The 19902-nt window shown below is 67.9% G+C and carries 14 protein-coding genes and 1 pseudogene; 8 read left to right on the top strand and 7 right to left on the bottom strand.

Annotation, left to right across the window (positions count from 1 at the left end; translation table 11 throughout):
• Window positions 1-223: 223 nt before the first annotated feature.
• The 4 genes from BJQ90_RS13075 (at window position 224) to BJQ90_RS13060 (ending at window position 8037) form a co-directional block, all read left to right on the top strand.
• Window positions 224-2596 carry a heavy metal translocating P-type ATPase gene (locus BJQ90_RS13075; RefSeq protein ID WP_226760688.1) on the top strand — a complete coding sequence of 791 codons (2373 nt, stop codon included), beginning with the start codon at window positions 224-226 and terminating at the stop codon, window positions 2594-2596.
• Between the two features lie 196 nt (window positions 2597-2792).
• Window positions 2793-4667 (top strand): arginine--tRNA ligase, encoded by a 1875-nt coding sequence (argS, locus tag BJQ90_RS13070; protein WP_226760687.1) that lies wholly within the window; start codon window positions 2793-2795, stop codon window positions 4665-4667.
• Window positions 4664-6370, top strand: a complete 1707-nt coding sequence (gene menD, locus BJQ90_RS13065) for a 2-succinyl-5-enolpyruvyl-6-hydroxy-3-cyclohexene-1-carboxylic-acid synthase (RefSeq protein ID WP_226760686.1) — start codon at window positions 4664-4666, stop codon at window positions 6368-6370. The genes argS and menD overlap by 4 nt, the downstream gene beginning before the upstream one ends.
• Window positions 6371-7083: 713 nt before the next feature.
• On the top strand, window positions 7084-8037 hold the full coding sequence (locus tag BJQ90_RS13060) for a type IV toxin-antitoxin system AbiEi family antitoxin domain-containing protein (RefSeq protein ID WP_226760685.1): 954 nt from the start codon (window positions 7084-7086) through the stop codon (window positions 8035-8037).
• A 172-nt stretch (window positions 8038-8209) separates the two neighbouring features.
• Here the strand turns inward: BJQ90_RS13060 and BJQ90_RS13055 are convergent, their stop codons facing one another.
• The 5 genes from BJQ90_RS13055 to BJQ90_RS13035 all read right to left on the bottom strand — a co-directional run bounded on the left by BJQ90_RS13055 (window position 8210) and on the right by BJQ90_RS13035 (window position 14444).
• Window positions 8210-9376 (bottom strand): cation:proton antiporter, encoded by a 1167-nt coding sequence (locus BJQ90_RS13055; protein ID WP_226760684.1) that lies wholly within the window; start codon window positions 9374-9376, stop codon window positions 8210-8212.
• A 701-nt stretch (window positions 9377-10077) separates the two neighbouring features.
• Window positions 10078-10854: an amino acid ABC transporter ATP-binding protein gene (locus BJQ90_RS13050; RefSeq protein WP_226760683.1), complete on the bottom strand. Its 777-nt coding sequence runs from the start codon at window positions 10852-10854 to the stop codon at window positions 10078-10080.
• Window positions 10851-11825 (bottom strand): amino acid ABC transporter permease, encoded by a 975-nt coding sequence (locus tag BJQ90_RS13045; RefSeq protein ID WP_226760682.1) that lies wholly within the window; start codon window positions 11823-11825, stop codon window positions 10851-10853. The genes BJQ90_RS13050 and BJQ90_RS13045 overlap by 4 nt, the downstream gene beginning before the upstream one ends.
• Window positions 11826-11860: 35 nt before the next feature.
• Complete coding sequence (locus tag BJQ90_RS13040) at window positions 11861-12817, bottom strand: ABC transporter substrate-binding protein (RefSeq protein WP_226760681.1); 957 nt, start codon at window positions 12815-12817, stop codon at window positions 11861-11863.
• Window positions 12818-13073: 256 nt separating this feature from the next.
• A complete protein-coding gene (locus BJQ90_RS13035; RefSeq protein WP_226760680.1) occupies window positions 13074-14444 on the bottom strand; it encodes an isochorismate synthase MenF in 1371 nt (456 codons plus the stop codon).
• Window positions 14445-14564: 120 nt separating this feature from the next.
• Between BJQ90_RS13035 and BJQ90_RS13030 the strand changes: the two genes are divergently transcribed.
• The 4 genes and pseudogenes from BJQ90_RS13030 to BJQ90_RS13015 all read left to right on the top strand — a co-directional run bounded on the left by BJQ90_RS13030 (window position 14565) and on the right by BJQ90_RS13015 (window position 19095).
• Complete coding sequence (locus tag BJQ90_RS13030) at window positions 14565-15353, top strand: demethylmenaquinone methyltransferase (RefSeq protein ID WP_226760679.1); 789 nt, start codon at window positions 14565-14567, stop codon at window positions 15351-15353.
• A gap of 12 nt (window positions 15354-15365) precedes the next feature.
• Window positions 15366-16643, top strand: a pseudogene (locus BJQ90_RS13025) (geranylgeranyl reductase family protein); the annotation flags it as partial.
• 155 nt (window positions 16644-16798) lie between these two features.
• Window positions 16799-17899, top strand: a complete 1101-nt coding sequence (locus BJQ90_RS13020) for a polyprenyl synthetase family protein (protein WP_226760677.1) — start codon at window positions 16799-16801, stop codon at window positions 17897-17899.
• A 374-nt stretch (window positions 17900-18273) separates the two neighbouring features.
• Complete coding sequence (locus BJQ90_RS13015) at window positions 18274-19095, top strand: endonuclease domain-containing protein (protein WP_226760676.1); 822 nt, start codon at window positions 18274-18276, stop codon at window positions 19093-19095.
• A gap of 104 nt (window positions 19096-19199) precedes the next feature.
• On the opposite strand, the gene BJQ90_RS13010 is transcribed toward BJQ90_RS13015, so the two are convergent.
• Together BJQ90_RS13010 and BJQ90_RS13005 are read right to left on the bottom strand one after the other, a co-directional pair.
• On the bottom strand, window positions 19200-19628 hold the full coding sequence (locus BJQ90_RS13010) for a hypothetical protein (RefSeq protein WP_226760675.1): 429 nt from the start codon (window positions 19626-19628) through the stop codon (window positions 19200-19202).
• A 14-nt stretch (window positions 19629-19642) separates the two neighbouring features.
• The coding region (locus BJQ90_RS13005) for a TRIC cation channel family protein (RefSeq protein ID WP_413463677.1) at window positions 19643-19902 on the bottom strand (260 nt) is incomplete at its 5' end.

Below are 19902 nucleotides of genomic sequence, written 5' to 3'. Positions count from 1 at the left end.
TGGCTGTTCAATGTGTCCGTACAAGTCTGCGCAGACTTGACTGATACCCCCTAGGGGTATAGCTTCAGGTTTACCGGAAAAGTCGTCACGGCCCCCATCCCAGGGCAGGCCCGAACGCATTGAAGGTCTTCCTCCGCGGTTCAGCGGAGCGCCATCTCGGGTGACCTGACGCTTCTGGACTCCACGGAAATCCCTAATCCGTGTTGAGGAGACCAGCGTAATCATGACCGAAGATGCACACCACCATCACGGCGCCGGAACGGCCGAACAGGTCAAGGACCCCGTCTGCGGGATGACCATCGACCCGCACGCCACCGGGCACCTCACCGAACACCAGGGACAGCGGTACTACTTCTGTTCGGACGGATGCCTGGGCAAGTTCGTGGCGGATCCGGCCCGGTATCTGCCCGGTACGGGGGAGCCCGGCACCGGTGCGTCAGACGACGTCGCACCCGCCGCCGTCGCGCCTGCAAAGGAGGGGGAGCTCGGGTACACCTGCCCGATGCACCCTGAAATCCGGCAGGCGGGGCCCGGTTCCTGCCCGATCTGCGGGATGGCCCTGGAGCCGGTGGTCATCACGGCCGACGGCGGACCCAATCCCGAACTTAGCTACATGAGCCGGCGCTTCTGGGCGGGCCTTGCCCTGACGATCCCGGTCTTCATCCTCGAAATGGGCGGGCACCTCTTCCCCGCGCTGCACGAAGTGGTCCCGCCGCGGCTCTCCGCATGGATCCAGTTCTTCCTGGCCACCCCCGTGGTGCTGTGGGCCGGCTGGCCGTTCTTCGTCCGCGGCTGGGCCTCGCTGCGGACCATGCAACTGAACATGTTCACGCTGATCGCAGTCGGCACCGGGGTCGCCTGGCTCTACAGCGTGGCCGCCATCTTCGTGCCCTCCGCCTTTCCCGAAGCGTTCCGGGCCATGGACGGCAGCGTTGATGTCTACTTCGAAGCCGCCGCGGTCATTGTGGTCCTGGTTCTGCTGGGCCAGGTGCTCGAGCTGCGCGCCCGGGAGCAGACCTCCGGCGCCATCAAGGCCCTCCTGGATCTGACGCCCAAGACCGCGCGCCGGATCGGGGCCGACGGCGTCGAACTGGAAGTGCCGCTCGGCCAGCTGCAGGTCGGTGACCGGGTCCGGGTCCGGCCCGGGGAGAAGGTCCCGGTCGACGGCGAAGTGGTGGACGGGCGCTCCACGCTCGATGAATCCCTCGTCACCGGCGAATCGATGCCCGTGACCAAACACGCCGGGGACCACGTCGTCGGCGGCACGCTCAACCAGACCGGGGCGCTGGTCATCAGCGCCCAAAAACTGGGTAGCGACTCCATGCTGGCCCGCATCGTCGCCATGGTCGCCGCCGCCCAGCGGTCGCGGGCCCCGATCCAAGGCCTGGCCGACAAGGTCGCCTCCTGGTTCGTCCCCATTGTCTTTGCCATCGCCGTGGCCGCGTTCATCGTCTGGGCGCTGGTGGGACCCGAACCGCGGATGGCGAACGGTCTGGTCGTGGCCGTGTCCGTGCTGATCATTGCCTGCCCGTGTGCCCTCGGCCTCGCCACGCCGATGTCGATCATGGTCGGCGTCGGGCGCGGCGCGGGACTGGGCGTGCTCATCAAGAACGCCGAAGCCCTCGAACGGATGGAAAAGGTCGACACGCTCGTCCTCGACAAGACCGGGACTCTGACCGAGGGACGTCCCTCCGTTACGGGCATCGTCACGGCTGCCGGCTTCGCGGAACAGGACGTGCTGCGCCTGGCAGCCGCCGTCGAGCAGGCCTCCGAGCACCCGCTCGGCCTGGCCATCATCGAGGCCGCCCAGGGCGCGGGGATTCCGATTCCGCCGGTGGAGGACTTTGACTCGCCGCTCGGAAAGGGTGTCTCCGGCACGGTGGCAGGACATCGGGTGATGCTGGGCAGTGCGGAATTCCTCGCCTCCGAGGGTGTGCCGACCGATGCCCTCGCGGGCCGTGCCGAGGAGCTACGGGCCGACGGCGCGACCGCCATCTTCGCGGCCATCGACGGACGCCCCGCCGCGGTGCTCGCCATCGCGGACCCGGTCAAGGAAAGCACCCCCGCCGCGCTGGCCGCCCTGCGGAAGGAAGGCATCCGCGTCCTCATGCTCACCGGCGACAACCGCACCACCGCCGAAGCGGTCGCCCGCCGGCTCGGCATCACCGAGGTTGAGGCGGAGGTGCTGCCTGACCACAAGAGCGCCGTGGTGGAGCGGCTGCGCGCAGAAGGCCGGATCGTGGCCATGGCCGGGGACGGCGTCAACGACGCTCCCGCCCTGGCCGCGGCCGACGTCGGCATCGCTATGGGTTCCGGAACCGACGTGGCGATCGAAAGCGCCGGAATCACGCTGCTGAAGGGGGACCTGACCGGAATCCTTCGGGCCCGGAAACTCTCCGAAGCCACCATGGCCAACATCCGGCAAAACCTCGTCTTCGCGTTCATCTACAACGCCGCCGGGATCCCGCTCGCCGCAGGCGTTCTCTACCCCGCCTTCGGGCTCCTGCTTTCCCCCATCATCGCCGCCGCCGCGATGGCGCTCTCCTCCGTCAGCGTCATCACCAACGCGCTGCGCCTGCGCGCCACGAAGATCTGACCGCGCGGCCCGAGTAGTCCGGGCCACGGGAAGCAGCGGGGGAACAGCAACCCGGGCGTGGGCTTCGACACAGCCAAAGCAACGCGGGGTCAGATCCGGCCCATGTTGGGGCCCCGGACGGGCGATATCTGACCCCGCGTTGCTTCTGGGGCGGGGCGGAACTGATAATTTGAACAGTGTGAATAATCCCGCCGAAATGGTTGTCCCCAGAGTCCAGGCAGCAATTGCCAGCGCGTTCGGCGAAGAGTTCCGCGAGACCGATCCCGTGGTGCGGCCCTCGCAGTTCGCGGACATCCAGATCAACGCCGCCATGGCCCTGGCCAAGAAGGTCGGGCTGCCGCCGCGGGACGCCGCCGCGCGGATCGTCGAGGCCCTGGACCTGGACGGCATTTGCACCGGCGTCGAGATCTCCGGACCCGGCTTCATCAACCTCACCTTCGACGGGACCTGGATCGAAGAGCTGCTCAACACCGAGTCCCACGGCACCCCGGGCGTGCCGGCGGCGGACGCCCAGCGCGTCGTCGTCGACTATTCCTCCCCGAACGTCGCCAAGGAAATGCACGTCGGGCACCTGCGCACCACGGTGGTGGGCGACAGCCTCGTCAAGGTCCTCGAGTCACTCGGCGACACCGTCATCCGGCAGAACCACATCGGCGACTGGGGGACCCCGTTCGGCATGCTGATCGAGCACTGGCTGGAAATCGGCGAGGACTCCCCGGAGGCCGCGCTGCTGGTCGATGACCCCAGCGCCTTCTACCAGGCCGCCCGCGCCAAGTTCGACGCCTCCGCCACCGACGAGGACGGCTTCGCCACCCGCGCACGGCTCCGGGTGGTGGCGCTGCAGGGCGGCGACCAGGAAACCTTCGCCGTCTGGCAGCGGCTCGTCGCCCAGTCCAAACGCTACTTCAACGCCATCTATTCGGTGCTGGGCATCAGCCTGACCGATGACCACGTCGCCGGCGAAAGCTCCTACGACGCCCATCTGGCACAGCTGTGCCAGGAACTCGAGGAGCGCGGCCTCGCCCGCATCAGCGACGGCGCCCTGTGCACCTTCCCGGCCGGCTTTTCCGGCCGCGACGGCCAGCCGATGCCGCTCATCATCCGCAAGTCCGACGGCGGCTACGGGTACGGAACGACGGACCTCGCCACCATCCGGTACCGGGTCCGCGAGCTCGAGGCCAACCGCGTCCTGTACGTCGTGGGCGCCCCGCAGAACATGCACCTGCGCATGGTCATGGCCACGGCCCGCGACGCCGGCTGGCTGCCGGACACGGTGGAGGCCGTGCACGTGCAGATCGGCAACGTGCTGGGCGAGGACGGGAAGATCCTGAAGTCCCGCTCCGGCGCCCCGGTCAAGCTGATGGCCCTGCTGGAGGAGGCCGTGGACCGCGCCCGCGCCGTCATCGACGCCAGCCGGCCCGAGCTCACCGAGGCCGAACGCGCCGTGACAGCCCGGCAGGTGGGCATCGGCGCGGTCAAGTACGCCGACCTCTCCGTGGGGCACGACACCGAATACGTCTTCGATTTCGACGGGATGCTGGCCCTGAGCGGCAACACCGGGCCCTACGTGCAGTACGCCGCCGCCCGGATCCGTTCGATCCTGCGCAAGGCCGGCGTGCTGGAGCGGTACACCGCCCTCGAAGCCGCCGGAGCGGACGTCGCGGGGACCGCCTTCGCAACCGATGCCGTCGCAACCGGCCCCGGCGACACCGCCGGAACCGACACCGCCGGAACCGACACCGCCGCAACCGACATGGCCGGGACCGACAGCGACGGCGGCACGCCGGCGACGCCGATCGCCGTCGTCGAGCCCGCCGAACGCGCGCTGGCCCTGCACCTGCTCGAATACGGCGCCACGCTGCACAAGGTGCGCGAGACGCTGGAGCCGCACCGGCTGTGCACGTACCTGTTCGAACTCGCCCAGCTGTTCACGTCCTTCTATGACCAGTGCCCGGTGCTGAAGTCCGAGGATTCGGTCCGGGAATCGCGGCTCGCCCTGTGCGCGCTGGTCCTGCGCCGGCTGTCCGAGGGCCTGGAGCTGCTCGGCATCGAGACGCCGGAGAACATGTGAGCTCGGAGGAACTGACCGCGCTCGACGCCGCACGGATCGCCGTCGCCGCCCTGCTGCTGGAAGGAGTCCGCTACGTGGTGGTGGCACCCGGCTCCCGCTCCGCCCCGATGGCCTATGCCCTCGCCGAGGCCGACGCCGCGGGACGGGTCGAGCTGCTGGTCCGGATCGATGAGCGCGACGCCGGCTTCACCGCCCTGGGCCTGGCCCTGGTCACGGGCGCGCCCGCGGCCGTCCTCACCACTTCCGGGACCGCCGTCGGCAATCTGCTGCCGGCCGTGATGGAGGCCCACCATGCCGCCGTCCCGCTCGTGGTGATCTCGGCCGACCGCCCCGAGGAACTGCGCGGGACCGGCGCCAACCAGTCCACCATGCAGCTGGACCTGTTCGGTGAGCATGTCCGTTTCGCTGCCGATGTGCCCGCCGGCCGCGACCCGCGGCGCGCCGTCGAGACCGCGCTCAGCGCCGCCACCGGCGCGTTCGAGGACTCCCCGCCCGGCCCCGTGCAGCTCAACCTGGCCTTCCGCGACCCGCTGGTTCCCGCCCCGGGCGACAGGCTTCCGGCCGAGTCCGGCCGCCGGGTGTACCACGCGCCCCGCGGCCCGCTGGCCCTCGATTTTCCGCCGGCCTCCGAGGCCCTGCCCGAACGGCGCACCGTGGTACTGGCAGGGCACGACGCCGGCCCGGTCGCCGAAGCCTTCGCCCGCGCCCACGGCCTGCCGCTGTTGGCCGAGCCGTCCTCCAACGCGCGGTTCGGGCCCAACGGGGTGGGGCCCTACCGGCTCCTGCTGGCGGATTTCGGTCCCGAGTCCGCGCAGCCGATCGAGCGCGTGGTGCTGTTCGGCCGGCCCACCCTGTCCCGGCCGGTGAGCGCCCTGCTGGCCCGCGCCGACGTCCCCTCAGCGCTGTACCAGCCGGTTCCCGTGGCCTGGTACGAGCCCGGCCGCCGCACCGAACTGCCGCTCGACAACCTCGCGGACCTCGCCGACTTCGCCGGCCGGGGCTCCGCGACATGGCTGGACGCCTGGCTGCTGGCCGGGGCCGCCGCGCAGCACGCCGTCGACCTGACCCTGTCCGGCTCGGCCGCCGCCACCGGGCCCGCCGTCGGCGCCCTGGTCTGGGAGCACACCCGCGGCCAGCTCGTGCTCGGCTCCTCCAACGGCATCCGCGACGTCGACCTCGCCGGCGCACCCGCCGCCGAGCCGGGCGCCACCATTTACGCCAACCGCGGCCTTGCCGGAATCGACGGGACCCTGGCCACGGCCACCGGCGTCGCCCTCGGCGGCCGGCAGGAAACCACGGTGCTGCTGGGCGACATCACCTTCCTGCACGACGCCGGCGGCCTGCTGCTGGGCGCCGGGGAAGAGGAGCCCAACCTGCGGATCGTGGTCCTCAACGACGCCGGCGGGGCCATCTTCGGGCTGCTCGAACACGGCGCCGTGGAGGCCGCGGGCCGCTACGGAACCGCCGTCGAACGCCTCTTCGGCACCCCGCACAGCGTGGACCTGGCGGCACTCGCGGCGGCCTACGGCGTCGCGCACCGCTCGGTCAGCACGACGGCGGAGCTCGCCGCTGCGCTGGCCGAGCCGTGGCAGGGCCGCAGCATCATCGAGGTGCGCACGGACCGGCACGGGCTGCGGGAGCTGCACGCACGTATCCGGGCCGCCGTGGGCGCCGCAGTGGCCGGGGTGCTCGCGGCGGAGTAAGGGCCTCCCGCGTTTCCGCTGCGGTTTCGGACGAGCGCGGCGCGGATCGGCGGCGCACCTGACCGGTGGCTGCAGGCTGCGGGAGCATCCGCCGACGGCCTTGCGCTGCGCAGGGCGCCCAGCGCCGCGCCCGATACCCGCCGCGCCCAGTGCCGCGCCCGATACCCGCCGCACCCAGCGCCGCGCCCGATACCCGCCGCGCCCAGCGCCGCGCCCGATACCCGGCGATGCGCTCCCGGCCTGGTGACCCGCCAAATACCCTGCGCGCCCGAATACCCGCCGCGCCCAGCGCCACCCTTCGGGCCCGGCGATGCGCTCCCAGCCTGGTGACCCGCCAAATACCCTGCGCGCCCGAATACCCGCCGCGTCAGGGCTTTCGTGCCGCGCGCAACGGAATCCGTGTCGCAGGGCGAGAAGTTGCGGACGCCGAGGGCCCGCCGCGACACACTACGTGGCCTGCGACGCGCTTCGAGTCGAGCGCCACGCTACGAACCCGGCGATGCGCTCCCGGCCTGGTGACCCGCCAAATACCCTGCGCGCCCGAATTCCCGCCGCGTCAGGGCTTTCGTGCCGCGCACAACGGGAACCGCATCGGCGAACGGGAACCGAGTCGATGAAGCAGGAGGCGCCGCGAATGACGGGAAGCGCCTCCGTTGTCCACATGGCTGCGCCGCGGCATGGTGTGGCAACTGACGGGGTGGGATCTTCGTGGCATGACCGAACTGCCGAGGTTGATCCTCACCCGCGAGCACATCCAGCATGGACTGACTCCCAAGGAACTGGCCAAACGCTGCCGATCGGGGACGCTGATCCGGTTGCGGCAGGGTGTCTACGTCGACGGCGGCGTCTGGCGAGCCCTGAATCCTTGGGACCAATACAGGGTCAGGGTCGGCGCGGCCGCGGAGACCTTTGTTGCCCAGACGATCTTCGCCCGGCATTCCGCTGCCTCTGTCTGGGGAATTCCGACTATCGGGCTCCGTCACCCCATCCACGCCCTGACCCTTCAGAACGACGGCGGACGGTCCAGGGCAGGGGTGCTGCGCCACTACGCTCCTCCGGCCGGGCTGAAGTGCGTGCGGCGGGACGGGATATTGGTGACCGGGAGAATTCGCACCGTGCAGGATCTCGCGGCTTTCACACCCTTTACCGAGGCCGTGGTGCCCGTGGACCATGTGCTGAAACCCGATATCGAGCAGCAACTGCCGGCCCTCACAAAGGAACTCCTTCTGGCTGGAATCGAGGGCAACTACACCGCGGCTGCCGCGCGGCGGATCCGGGCCGCGGTGGAGTTTGCCGATCCCCGGTCGGGCTCTGCAGGGGAGTCATACAGCCGGGCACTCATGTGGGTGGCAGGGTTCCAGACGCCGGAACTCCAGCATGAATTTCGCGACGATTCAGGACTCGTAGGCTACACCGACTACTACTGGGAAAGGGTGCGGGTGGCCGGCGAATTTGACGGCGCCGAAAAGTACGTCAAGCCCGAATATCTTAAAGGCCGGACCGTCTCGCAGGCCGTCGTTGACGAAAAGGAGAGGGAGAACCGGGTCCGAGCACTGGGGAACGGCATGGTTCGCTGGGTCTGGGCCGATCTGATGGCAGCCGGACACCTCGAAAGGAAGCTGGCAGCGGCAGGCGTGCCCCGTCGTCGTGCACGGTCCGCGCGGTGACAGCGGCTCAATTTCGCAGATGACGCGGAAAAGTGCAGACGCGGCGGAATGCCGGTTGCGACGGCGCTTATGCGCATCGCCAGGCGAAATCCTCCGCACAGGAAACGGGGAGCGCACGGCGGGCTTCGAGCCGGGGAGGGAGCAGGAAACGGAGTCTGGGCCGATTCGCAGCCTACGGCTCGGGACGGCTGCCCTGGAATTGCTTCGCGACAAGGACGTCGGTCGAGGAATGGGCCAGGATGGACAGCGTAATGACCAGCGCCACCAGATGAAAAAGCTCATCGGAGTGTTCGATGCCTGATTCGAGGACGAGGAGCCCGTAGACCACGGAGGCAAACCCTTTCGGACCGAACCACATCGCCGCGAGTTGCTCCTTGACGGGCAGCCGGGTGCCGAGGAAGGAAACCAACAGAGCCAAGGGCCGCGCTATGACGATGGCCAGGACAGCGAAGACCCACCCCGTCCACGCGATCTCGCCGAAAAGGAACTCGGGAGTGATCAGGGCCCCAAAGACCAGGATGGCCGCCAGCTTCAGCAGTTCGGATACCAGCTCCCCGAATTGTTCGAATTCCTCCCTGAAACCCGGCCCTGCCGTGGCCACCGTGATCCCGGCTGCGAACGCTGCGAGGAAGAGGTTGGCCCCCGTCACCAGGCAGATGGCAAGGACGAGTAAGCCAACGGATACCGCCACCAGCGGTTGCAGTCCTTTCGTTGCCATCAAGAAGGGAAGGCGCTCCAGCCAGATGACGATCAGCGGGACCAGGACACCGATAAGCAGGCCAAGGACGATTTCCTCGGCCAACACCCCTGGACCGACATTCGTTCCGCCTCCGAGGGCAAGCAGTACGAGAACTACGGGCAAGGCAAGCCCGTCGTTGAGCCCTGACTCAACGTTGAGGAGGTGGCGCAATCGGCCCGGGACTTCCTTGCGCCCCACAATGGCGGCCGCGAACACCGGATCGGTCGGAGCGAGCACCGCACCAAGCAGGAAGCATTGGAGCCAGGGAAGTCCTGCAATGTAATGGGCCAGCAGTGCGGTGACAAGAAGGGTCAGAGGCAGCCCGAGCAGCAGTGCCCGGCCGGGCAAACGCCACGCCCTGCGAAGGTCGGACAACCCGACTTTCATGCCGTCTGTATAGAGGACCGAGAACAGTGCGAGTTGGGCCAAAACCCCGACGACGGGATCGGCGGGTGTTATCGGGACAACTCCGAGTACGCCCTGGCCCAGGACAAAGCCGCCGAGAAGGAACAGCACAGCGGTGGAAAGAACCGTTCGGCTGGCCCGTTCGGAGATGAGGACACCCAACACAAGCAGCACCGCAAATGCGAGCGTGAGCATCGGTATCATCTACATTCACCCGTCTACTTGGGTGCGTCAGAATTTAGGAGCGGAGCCTTCGACACCGTCCGCGATCAGGAATGTACCGGCAGCACACATCCTCCGACCCACGGCTTCGGCCAGTGCCAGTCTGTGCCGGTCGAAATGCGCGGTCAAGGCCCCCGTCAGCGGTTTCCGGCATGGTCTTGATCCAACTGCTGGCAGTGCTCCTGCCGCTGTCCTCGATCAAGGCCGGGGCTTTTGCGCATCGCGAGGCGAATTCCGCAGCGCAGCAGGGATGAGGGCTAGTTTCAACGCGGTGGCGAGGCTCCGTACGGTAGCGGCGGCGATGACGGCGATGCGCAGCCTGCCACATGACACGGAAAAGCCCCGGCGCTGCCGAATTCCGGTAGCGCCGGGGCTTTTGCGCATCGCGAGGCGAATTCCGTAGCGCAGCAGGGATGAGGGCTAGTTTCAACGCGGTGGCGAGGCTCCATGCGGTGGCGGCGGCGAGGCTCCGTGCGGTGGCTCCATGCGGTGGCGGCGGCGAGGCTCCGTGCGGTGGCCGTGGCGATGACGGCGATGCGCAGCCTGCCACATGGCACGGAAAAGCCCCGGCGCTACCGAATTCCGGTAGCGCCGGGGCTTTTGCGCATCGCCGGGCGGATGCCGCTACGTGAATCCACGTAGCGGCTGTCCGAAATCGGCGCGGGGTACCGGAGTTACAGCACCCGGCTGAGGAACTCCTTGGTGCGGGGGTGCTGCGGGTTGGCCAGGACCTCCTGGGGATCACCGGATTCCACCACCACACCGCCGTCCATGAAGGTCAGGCGGTCGCCCACTTCGCGGGCGAAGCCGATCTCGTGGGTCACCACAATCATGGTCATGCCGGACCGGGCGAGGTCCTTCATGACGTTCAGGACATCGCCCACCAGCTCGGGGTCCAGCGCGGAGGTGGGTTCATCGAAGAGCATCAGCTCAGGATCCATGGCCAGGGCGCGGGCAATGGCCACCCGCTGCTGCTGGCCGCCGGAAAGCTGCGACGGGTAGTGGCCGGCGTGGTCTGACAGCCCCACGCGGTCCAGCAGTTCCATGGCCCGCTTCCGTGCGGCGTCCCGGGACTGGCCCTTGACGTGGACCGGCGCCTCCATGATGTTGTAGAGCGCCGTCTTGTGCGGGAACAGGTTGAAGCGCTGGAACACCATGCCGATCTCGCGGCGCTGGGCGGCGATTTCCTTGGTTTTCAGGTCATGGAGCCGGCCCTTGACGTCCCGGTAGCCGATCAACTGCCCGCCCACGGAGATCCGGCCCGCGCTGATGGTCTCCAGCAGGTTCACGCACCGCAGCATGGTGGACTTGCCCGAACCGGACGGGCCGATGACCACCGACACCTCGCCCCGGTTGACCTCAAGGTCGATGCCGCGCAGCACATGGTGCTGGCCGTAGAACTTGTGGAGGCCCTCGATCCGCACCAGCGGTGTCTCAGTGGTGATCGTCATTTTGCCTCCTCCTCGGGAAGGTCCATCTTCAGGGCCGGCTCCGCTGCAGCGCTGGGCGCCACGGCGGCGGCGGCTTTTGCTGCTGCCGGGTTAATCGCGGCCGGAGCAAGGTTGTCCACTCCCTTGCCGTAGTAGGCCTCGATGAAGTGCTGGCCCACCATCAGCAGGCTGGTGATCACGAGGTACCAGATGGCCGCCACGATCAGCAGGGGTACCGGCAGATAGGTCCGGTTGGCCAGGGTGTTCGTGGCAAACGTCAGGTCCAGGGTGAAGGGCACGGCCAGGACCAGGGAGGTGGTCTTCAGCATGCCGATGGTCTCGTTGCCGGTGGGAGGCACGATCACCCGCATGGCCTGCGGCAGGATGATCCGCCACATGATCTTGGTCTTGCCCATGCCCAGGGCCTCGGCGGCTTCCTCCTGGCCGCGGTCCACGGACTTGAGGCCGGCCCGGAAGATTTCCGCCAGGTAGGCGGACTCGTTCAGGCCCAGGCCCAGGATGGCCGCTGCCGTGGTGGTGATGACGGTGCTTGTGTCCACGGCGAACCACTCGGGTCCAAACGGGATTCCGGCGGTGATCTTGGGATACAGGACGGCGATCAGGCCCCAGAAGACCAACTGCGTGTACACCGGAGTCCCGCGGAAGAACCAGACCCAGGCCCAGCTGGACCAGCGGAACACCGGGTTCTCCGACTGGCGCATGAACGCCAGAAGGATCGCAAGGATAATGGCCAGGACCATGGAGGCCACGGTCAGCAGCAGCGTCCAGCCGACGCCCTGAATCACCTTGGTATCGAGGATGTAGGTCCCCACAATGTCCCAGCGGAAGTTGGGGTTGGTGACCAGGCTCTGCAGGAACAGGACGAGCACGCCGAGGATGATGATGGCGCTGATCCAGCGGCCCGGGTGCCGGACGGGAACCGGATTGTTCAGGACTACCGGTGCCTCGTGTTTTTCCTGGTGAGTGTCCATATGCACACCTGGTGTGTGGCCCGTGGTGGGAAGACTCAAGATCCGACCGCCGGGTTGACCTCAGACTTGGTGATGGCGCCGTCGGCGTTACCCCAGCCTTCCAGGATCTTCTTGTAGGAGCCGTTCTCCATGAGCTTGGCGACGGTTTTCTGAACGACCTCAGCCAGGGCAGTGTCCGACTTGGCAACGGCGATCCCCTGCGGTGCTGAATCGTAGACGTCGCCGATTTTCTCGATCTGGCCGTTGGTCTGGGTGATGGCGTAGCCAGTGATGGGGGAGTCGGCGGCCATCGCATCGACGCTGCCGTTGACCAGTCGGGTGGTGATATCCGTCTGGTTCTTGAGGGTCACGACGTTGATGGCCGGCTTGCCGTCTGCCACGCACTTCTTGCTGCGGTCCGACAGGTCCGGGTCTTCCTGGACGGTACCGGTCTGCACGCCGACGGACTTCCCGCAGAGGTCATCCAGCGAGACCTTCTTCGGGTTGCCCTTCTGCACGGCCCAAGCGGTGCCGGCGTTGAAGTAGCTGACCATGTTGACGGCGCCGAGCCGTTCCGGGTTGATCGTGAAGGAGGAGATGCCGAGGTCGTACTTCGGGCCCAGGGCCGGGAGGATGCCGGTGAATTCGGACGTCTGCACCTGGACCTTCAGGCCCAGGGTGGCGCCGATCGCCTTGGCGATGTCGACGTCGTAGCCTACGGGGGTCTGGCCGTCGGTGCCGAGGAATTCCGCGGGGGCGTAGGTGGTGTCCGAGCCCACGGTCAGGGTGCCCTTCGACTTGATCGCCTCCGGCACCATGGCCGCCAGGGCGTCGTCCTTCTGGACGGTGCTGGGGTCGAAGCTGGCCGCGGCACTGCCGGACACGGACGGCGCCGCGCCGGCTGGTGCCTTTTCGGAGGCGTTGGTGCAGGCGGAGAGCGACAGAGCGCCAATGGCAAGCACGGTGGCTGCCTTAAGCGTGGGGGTGCTCAGGAGCAAACGGGAGATCTGCATTTTCTTACCTTTTTGTTGCAGGAGGGATGCGTAACCAAGTCGGTTTATAGTGTATCGCCGAAGAAGAGATGTGCGTCACAGAAAACTAAGTTTCACTATTGGATAACTATTGCAGGGTTAAATACAAGACTTCCACACGCCGGGGTGTCTGGAATCCCGGATTTAGGGACCGGAGTCCAGGGCGCCGGACCACGCGGGCCCGGCCGACCCGGACTCAACGACCGGACGACGCAGGGCCCGGGCGAACACCGGCCGCTCAGCTGCTGATGCCGAGGGACTCCAGCATCGGCCGGAACTTCGCCCAGGTCTCGGCGAGCTCGGCTTCCGGCACGGAGCCTTCGACGACGCCGCAGCCGGCGTAGAGCCGCACGGTCTGCGGGGACTCGATGACGGCGCCGCGCAGCGCGATGCCCCATTCCCCGTTGCCGGCCGCGTCGAGCCAGCCGACCGGTCCGGCGTACGGGCCGCGGTCCAGGTGCTCCAGCTTGCGGATCAGCGCGCCCGCCACGGCGGTCGGCGTGCCGCAGACCGCCGCCGTGGGATGCAGGGCATTGATCAGGGCGAGGCTGGTGGGGACATGTCCCTCCACCTCCGCCAGTTCCGCCTTCACATCCGAGGCGAGGTGCCAGACGTTGGGCAGTTCCAGGATGAAGGGTTCGCTGTGCGCGTTCATCGCCTCCGAAAACGGTGCCAGCTGGGTGGTCAGCGACTGGATCGCGATGTCGTGCTCGTGCCGCTGCTTCTCGGATCCGGCCAGCACTCGCTCGGCGAACTCCAGCGGCGAGCCGGCCATGCCGTCGGCGTCGCGGCGGTCCAGGGTGCCGGCCAGGACGCGGGCCTGCGCGGTGCGGCCCTCCACCTGGATCAGCATCTCGGGGGTGGCGCCCACCAGCCCGTCGACGCCGTAGGTCCAGCATTCGCGGTAGCGGACGGCGAGCTGGCGCAGGATCTCGGCGGCGCTCACCCCGGCGGGGACGGTGGCGACGATATCGCGGGCCAGCACGAGCTTCTCGAGCGCGCCGGTGCGGATCTCGGCCACGCCCGCGGCCACGGCGGCCTTCCAGTCCTCCTCACTGAGGGAGCCGGTGTGCAGTGTGGCCCCGGCAGCCAGCGGCAAGGGGCGCACGACGGCGGCGCCCGCCTGGGCGGTGCCAGCTTCCGACGCCGGGGCGCCCGTTCCGGCGGGTGCAACGCCGGGTGTCACCAGCCAGCGGTCCAGCGCGGCGCGGGCGCCCGCTTCGGTGAGGTCGCCGTCGTCGAACGTCAACTGGGTGAGCCAGGCCTTGCCGTCGCGCAGTCCCACGACGATTTCGGGCACGATCAGCCGCGACTCATGCGCGGAGGCCTTGGAGAAGGCGAACGAGCCGAACGCGACGGGGCCGGTGCCGGGCCATTCGACGGCGTCGACGATCTCGGCCTCGAGGACCAGGTGGCGCCACCAGATGTCCGCCTCGAGGAACCGGTCGGGTCCCGTCGCGGTGAACCGGGCCACCTCGCCGAAGCCCACGAGGCCGGCTTCACGGCGGGTCCAGCAGAGGAGGTCGTCCCGGACCAGAAACGACGGCAGCCCCCCGGGGAATGATTCTGCATCGAGGGGGACTGTCAGGGTTCGGAACGCGCTCGTCATAGTGAGACCACACTACTCCCGACCCGCCGGGGGGCCCGGCTCAAGGCGTGTTCCGGCCCTGCTCAGGCCCTGCTCAGGCCCTGGTTAGGGCGTGTGCTGATCATTTGAGACACTGTAAGGGTGAACCGAGCATCCTTGGATAAGCGTCCGGACGAAGTAGCCACGATGTTTGACGACGTCGCCCCCAAATACGACGTCGTCAACGATGTCCTGTCGATGGGGCAGACGCGGCGTTGGCGCAAGATTGTGGTCGAAGCCATGGATGTGAAGACAGGCCAGCGGGTGCTCGATCTCGCCGCCGGCACCGGCACCTCCAGCGAACCCTATGCCGACGCCGGCATCGACGTGATCGCCTGCGACTTCTCGCTGGGCATGCTCAAGGTCGGCAAGCGCCGCCGCCCCGACATCGACTTCATCGCCGGTGACGCCACGCGCCTGCCCTTCGCGGACAACACCTTCGACGCCAGCACCATCTCCTTCGGCCTGCGCAACGTCAACGAGCCGAAGAAGGCCCTGGCCGAGATGCTGCGCGTCACCAAGCCCGGCGGCAAGCTCGTCATCGCCGAGTTCTCCCAGCCTGTGGTGCCGCTGTGGCGCACCATGTACACCGAATACCTCATGCGCGCGCTGCCCGCGATCGCCGTCAAGGTGGCCTCCAACCCGGATGCCTACGTCTACCTCGCCGAGTCCATCCGCGCCTGGCCGGACCAGGACCACCTCGCGGCCTGGCTGCAGGAATCCGGCTGGGACAAGGTCTCCTACCGGAACCTCACCGGCGGCATCGTCGCCGTGCACCGCGCCGTCAAGCCGGGCGCCGAGTCCGGCCCCGCCGCGGGCGCCGCAGCGCTGGCCGCCCACACCGGACCGGTGGCGAAGCTGCGACGCAACATCATCCGGCCCGCGCGTTAGTCCGTCGCCGCCGTGAAAGTACTGATCGTCGGAGCGGGTCCGGCCGGGTCCACTGCCGCCTACTACCTGGCAAAGGCCGGCCTCGACGTCACGGTGCTGGAAAAGACCAGCTTTCCCCGTGAAAAGGTCTGCGGCGACGGGCTCACCCCCCGCGCCGTCCGCGAGATCCAGAAGCTGGGCCTGCCGCACCCCGAAACCGACGGCTGGCGCCGCAACAAAGGCCTGCGCCTGCTCGCCGGCGGCCGCAGCATCGAACTGCCCTGGCCCGAGGTCTCCGACTTCCCGCAGTACGGGCTGATCCGCACCCGGATCGGCTTCGACGAGGAACTGGCCCGGCATGCCCAGTCCGCGGGCGCCGTCGTGCTGGAACGCCACAGCGTCACCGAAGCACTGCGCTCCGAGGACGGCCGGGTCACCGGGGTCCGCGCCGCCCTGCTCGATGAGTCCGGCCGCAAGACCGGGGAAACCCGGGACTTCAGCGCCGACGTCGTGCTCGCCGCGGACGGAAACTCCAGCCGCACCGCCGTGTCGCTCGGCATCCGGAAGCGCGACGACCGGCCGCTCGGCGTCGCCGTCCGCACCTACTTCACCTCGCCCCGGCACGACGACGACTGGATGGAAGGCTGGCTGGAGCTCCCCGGCCGCGACGGCAAGCTGCTGCCCGGCTACGGCTGGGTGTTCGGCGTCGGCGACGGCACCTCCAACGTGGGCCTGGGCATCCTGAACTCGTCCAAGGAATTCGGCAAGCTGGACTACAAGCAGGTCCTGCGCGAATGGACCGCCGGCATGCCCGCCGAGTGGGGCTTCACCCCGGCGAACCAGGTCGGCGAGATCCGCGGCGCCGCGCTGCCGATGGGCTTCAACCGCACCCCGCACTACTCGCCCGGACTGCTCCTGCTCGGCGACGCCGGCGGCATGGTCTCCCCGTTCAACGGCGAGGGCATCTCCTACGCCATGGAGTCGGCCCGTTTCGCGGCCGAGTTCATCATCGACGGCGCCGCCCGTTCCGCGTCCGCCGGCTGGAGCGGGGCCGACGCCGATGCGCACCTTTCGCGGTACGCGGACTACGTGCGGGACCAGTGGGGTTCGCACTTCACCCTGGGCCGCGCCTTCGCTGCCCTGATCGGCAAACCCGCCGTGATGAAACTGGCCCTCCGGACGGGCATGCCCATCCCTGTCCTGATGCGGTTCGTGGTGCGGCTGCTGGCCAACCTGACCGATCCCGCGGCCAAGGGCTTCGAGGACCGCGTCATCCGGGTGCTGGAATCCCTGGTCCCGGCGACGTCCAACCAGGGCCTGTCCCGGGCGGAAGCTGCCGGTGTGGGCACGTCACGGATCGGCCCGCCCCGCGCCGACACCCCTTCGCACACCGGCGCCAACGCCGACACCCCTTCGCACACCGGCGCCAACTCCGCGGTTTCCGCAACTGAAGTTAGGGTTAACCCGTGACCAACTCTGCAGACCAAAGCTGGACGCACGCCGGACACGGCCTGCCGAGCTCCGAGCCCAGCCTGAACACCACCGCGATCGCCACCGGATTGCAGCTGCCAGCTGGCTTTGCCGCGATCGCCGGGGACCCCGAACTGGGGCCCGCGATCACCACCAACCTGGCCCGGGTGGAGAAGAAACTGCGCGAAGCCATCGCCAACTCGGATCCGCTGGCTGATGCGACCTCGCGCCACCTCGTGGAAGCCGGCGGCAAGCGTGTCCGTCCGCTGCTGACCCTGCTCTGCGCCCATCTGGGTGACGCCTCCCGGCCCGCTGTGGTGCAGGCCGCCGTCGTCGTCGAACTGACCCACCTGGCGACGCTCTACCACGACGACGTGATGGACTCCGCGCCGTTCCGACGCGGCGCGCCCACGGCGCATGAGGTCTGGGGCAACTCCGTCGCCGTCCTGACCGGCGACCTGATCTTTGCCCGCGCGTCCATCCTGGTCTCCGAACTCGGCTCGCGCGCGCTCGGCATCCAGGCCCGCACCTTCGAGCGGCTCTGCCTGGGCCAGTTGCACGAAACCGTCGGCCCGCGCCCGGACGAGGACCCGGTGGAGCACTACCTCTCGGTCATCGCCGACAAAACCGGCTCCCTGGTGGCGGCCTCCGGGCAGCTCGGCGCGATCTTCTCCGGCGCCGACGAAACCTACGAGCCGATGCTCGTCGAGTACGGCGAAAAGGTGGGCGTGGCCTTCCAGCTCGCCGACGACGTCATCGACGTCACCGGGGTCAAGGTCAAGTCCGGAAAGTCCCCGGGCACCGACCTGCGCGAAGGGGTGCCGACGCTGCCCGTACTGCTGCTGCGCAAGAAGGCCGAGAACGGCGACCAGTCCGCCGTCGAGCTCCTGAAGCTCATCGACGGCGACCTCAGCTCCGACGAGGCCCTCGCCGCCGCCGTCGCCGGCCTTCGCGAGCACCCCGTGACGGCGGAGTCCTGGGTGGTGGCCCGGGCCTGGGCCAACGAAGCTATTGCCGCCCTGGCGCCGCTGCCCGAAGGCGTGGTGAAGGCCTCGCTGACCAACTTCGCGATGGCCGTGGTGGACCGCGCCAGCTGACTTTTCTGCGGGTCTCCGGCTTAAACGGAATGGCCCCGGTTCTCTACAACGTTTCGAGTCATCCGTTGTGTCGAACCGGGGCCATTTCTCCGTTCGCATCAGATCCACCGGAGGCATTTGGTGAACCCATGAATGAGCTTATGACAGAAATGTCACGCTGTCTAGCGCCCATGTAATTTCATTGTCACAGGTTCCTTTTGGGTGATTCCCGATGGACTTTCCCCACGTTTCAACGTTTCGACGACGGAAACCCTGGCCTTTCGCTGCGGCACGCCGTGGAGGTGTCTGATACGTGGGGAAATTCGGCGGAGAGTTTGTCCACATAGTCCAACCGCCGGGTCTACGACGTGGTCACCGCCGGGTCTGCTGGAGTCATGGACCTCACCGAGTACTTGAAATACGCCGGCTCAGTGGCCCGGACGGCGACGCTGTTGCAGGCCGGATTCACCGAACGGACCATCAGGAGCACCCTGGCTTCCGGGCAGGCGGTGCGGTTGCGGCACGGAGTAGTGGCGCTGCACGATGCGCAGCCGGACCTCGTTGCCGCCGTGCTGGCCAACGGCCTGCTGAGCTGCTGCTCGGCGGCCCCGCACCACGGGCTATGGAGACTTCACGCCCCGGAGCGGCTGCACCTCCTGTGCCGGCACGGCTCGGCTGCCGGCGTCGTGGTTCATCGTGGCAGTGTGGTGCCGCCGGATTTCCCACGCCCGGTGGCCGGTTTGACCGACTCGTTGTTGCATGCGCTGAGATGCCTGCCGGCCGTGGAAGCCGCGGTCATGGTGGAAAGCGCCCTGGTTCAGGGCCGCACCACGCTCGGCTATCTCGGGCAACGCCTTCCGGGCAATCGAAACGGCGGGGCACGCAGTGTCCTGGATCTGGTGGACGGAACCGCGGACTCCGCGATAGAAGTTGTGGCCAGGCTGCTGTTCCGGAGCGAAGGGATCTACACCCAGACGCAGATGGACCTGCCGGGAATCGGCATCGTGGACTTCCTGCTGGAGGGCTTCCTGATCGTGGAGATCGATGGAAGCACACACTTGCAAGCCCGGCAGGTCAAGAAAGATCGCCTGAGGAACAATGCCAGCACACTTACCGGCTACGCCGTACTCCGTTACGGGTACCAAGACGTTGTCTACAACCCGCAAAAGATCGTCCGGGAAGTGTGGCAGGTTCTGCGGGGCAGGGTGGTGCGCTGAGCTTCCCCACTATTGGCTTCCTGGCGCCGGGGATCCCGGCGGTTCCGGGCAACACGCGGGTTGCGCCAGTCAAAGGTGGGGAAAATCCGCCGGCTGCCGGAGGGTCAGTCCTCGTCCTCGTCGTTGAAAGCCCACTCGAACATGTCGAAGACGAACTCGGAGAAGGTACCTTCCTCGCTCTTCCACTGGCCGCGGGCGTTGTTGCGGCGGTACACGATCGGGTCCGGAACGCTGAGGTCGCCGACCCGGAAGCCCCAGGTGAACTGCTCTTCCTCGTCCTCAAGGAACATGAGGAAGCCTTCGTCATCAACTTCGAGCTCTTCGGGATCCCAGAAGTAGTGGTACGCCTCCATGATGTCCTCGCAGCCGCCGACCGCCAGGTAGAACTCGCGCAACACCAGGGGAACCTGGAACTGGTGCTCGGCGAGGGACGCATCCAGCTCGTCGGCCGGGAGGCCATCGTCTTCCTGCCATTCGTCTTCGAGATACTTCGGAACAAGCGCGCGGAACTTCTCGAGGAACATGTCAGTCATGGTTCTTATCCTAGCTAATCCTTGGGCCCGCCATCCCCAGCGCCCAGGCCCAGCCGGTGCCAGCCGCGGACCGCCAGCGGCACGTGCCACTTCCGCCGCCACGCCGTGACCCGGAAGGCGAAAACGACCGCCGCCACAGCGCCCGCGGTCACCGCGTTGAAGGTGCCCGTGACGGACAACGCCACGGTCAGCGCCGCCCCCGCAAACGCCGGCAGCGCGTAGAGGTCCTTCGGGTCGAACAGCTGCGGCACCTCATTGGCGGTGATGTCGCGCA

It is taken from the genome of Arthrobacter sp. SO3 (assembly GCF_020532825.1).
In the GTDB taxonomy this organism is placed as follows: Bacteria; Actinomycetota; Actinomycetes; order Actinomycetales; family Micrococcaceae; genus Arthrobacter.
Note: the sequence above shows the minus strand (reverse complement) of the source record. Positions and strands in the feature narration are given on the sequence as shown.